This is a genomic window from Pseudomonas sp. NPDC087817 (assembly GCF_044742875.1).
Classification (GTDB): domain Bacteria; phylum Pseudomonadota; class Gammaproteobacteria; order Pseudomonadales; family Pseudomonadaceae; genus Aquipseudomonas.
Map to the genome: position 1 here is coordinate 1 of NZ_JBIUVJ010000165.1, position 2,183 is coordinate 2,183.

At 58.3% G+C, this 2,183-nt stretch carries 2 protein-coding genes; both read left to right on the top strand.

The genetic code is table 11. The features are described 5' to 3' along the window. Nucleotides 1-44 precede the first annotated feature (44 nt). The gene (gene dnaN, locus ACIONG_RS30400; RefSeq protein ID WP_401304721.1) at nucleotides 45-1,148 is read left to right on the top strand and encodes a DNA polymerase III subunit beta; all 1,104 of its coding nucleotides are present in this window, start codon (nucleotides 45-47) and stop codon (nucleotides 1,146-1,148) included. Nucleotides 1,149-1,162: 14 nt separating this feature from the next. After that, the coding region (gene recF, locus ACIONG_RS30405; RefSeq protein ID WP_401304719.1) for a DNA replication/repair protein RecF at nucleotides 1,163-2,183 on the top strand (1,021 nt) is incomplete at its 3' end.

Consider the following 2,183-nt stretch of genomic DNA (forward strand, 5'->3'; position numbering starts at 1 on the left):
AATGATAACCACAACCACATCTAAATAAGTCAATGGACTAGACAATTCATTTCAACATAAAACGAGAAGCCCACAAGAAACCCCTGCAACTGGTCGCAGGCGTCGTCGAGCGCCGACAGACCTTGCCGGTACTCTCCAACGTGCTGTTGGTTGTCGAAGGCCAGCAATTGTCGCTGACCGGTACCGACCTGGAAGTCGAGCTGGTCGGTCGTGTGCAACTCGAAGAGCCGGCTGAAACAGGCTCCATCACCGTGCCTGCGCGCAAGCTGATGGACATCTGCAAAAGCCTGCCCAACGATGCGCTGATCGATATCAAGGTCGACGAGCAGAAGCTGGTCGTGAAGGCCGGTCGTAGCCGTTTCACCCTGTCCACTCTGCCGGCCAACGACTTCCCGACTGTCGAAGAAGGTCCGGGTTCGCTGACTTGCAGCCTGGAACAAAGCAAACTGCGTCGCCTGATCGAACGCACCAGCTTCGCCATGGCCCAGCAGGACGTGCGTTATTACCTCAACGGTATGCTGCTGGAAGTTTCCGAAGGCATTATCCGCGCTGTGGCTACCGACGGGCACCGTCTGGCCATGTGCTCGATGAAAGCCGATATCGGTCAGCCGGATCGTCACCAGGTCATTGTGCCGCGCAAAGGTATTCTCGAACTGGCGCGTCTGCTCACCGAGCCAGACGGTAACGTCAGCATCGTTCTGGGCCAGCACCACATCCGCGCCACCACCGGCGAATTCACCTTCACCTCGAAACTTGTCGACGGCAAGTTCCCGGATTACGAGCGCGTTCTGCCGAAGGGTGGCGACAAGCTGGTGTTGGGCGATCGTCAGGCACTGCGTGAAGCTTTCAGCCGTACCGCGATTCTGTCCAACGAGAAGTACCGTGGTATTCGTCTGCAACTGGCGAGCGGTCAGTTGAAGATCCAGGCCAATAACCCGGAGCAGGAAGAAGCGGAAGAGGAAGTGGGCGTTGAATACAACGGCGGCTCCCTGGAAATCGGCTTCAACGTGAGCTACTTGCTCGACGTGCTGGGCGTGATGACCACCGAGCAGGTTCGCCTGATCCTGTCCGACTCCAACAGCAGTGCGCTGGTGCAAGAGTCCGACAATGACGACTCGGCTTACGTTGTCATGCCGATGCGTCTGTAATCAGCTGACCCTGGATGTCCTTAAGTCGTGTTTCGGTCACCGCGGTGCGCAATCTGCACCCGGTGACCTTCTCCCCCTCCCCCCGCATCAACATCCTTTACGGCGCCAACGGCAGCGGCAAAACCAGTGTTCTGGAAGCCATTCATCTGCTGGGGCTTGCCCGTTCGTTTCGTAGCACGCGCCTGTTGCCGGTCATCCAGTACGAGCAACTCGCCTGCACCGTATTCGGTCAGGTCGAATTGGCCGAGGGTGGCCACAGCGCGCTGGGGATTTCGCGGGACCGTCAGGGCGAGTTCCAGATCCGTATCGACGGCCAGAACGCCCGCAGCGCCGCACAACTGGCGGAGATCCTGCCGCTGCAATTGATCAACCCGGACAGTTTCCGCCTGCTGGAAGGTGCGCCGAAGATTCGCCGGCAGTTTCTCGATTGGGGCGTGTTCCACGTCGAACCGCGTTTTATGGCGACCTGGCAGCGTTTGCAGAAGGCCTTGCGCCAGAGAAACTCCTGGCTGCGGCATGGTACACTTGACGCCGTTTCGCAAGCGGTTTGGGACAGGGAACTGTGCCAGGCCAGCGCTGAAATCGATGAATACCGCCGCGCTTACATCAATGCCTTGAAACCAGTCTTTGAACAAACCTTGAGCGAACTGGTTGAGCTTGAAGGTTTGACGCTCAGCTATTACCGAGGCTGGGACAAAGACCGGGAATTGAGCGCCGTATTGGCCGGATCCCTGCAACGGGATCAGCAAATGGGTCATACCCAGGCCGGACCGCAACGGGCTGATTTGCGTCTTAGATTGGGCGCACACAACGCCGCGGACATCTTGTCCCGGGGTCAGCAGAAGTTGGTGGTCTGTGCTCTGCGGATTGCCCAAGGGCATCTGGTCAGCCAGGCCCGACGCGGTCAGTGTATTTATCTGGTGGATGACTTGCCGTCCGAACTGGACGAGAGCCACCGTCGCGCGCTGTGCCGCTTGCTGGAAGACTTACGCTGCCAGGTGTTCATCACCTGTGTAGATCACGAATTATTGAGGG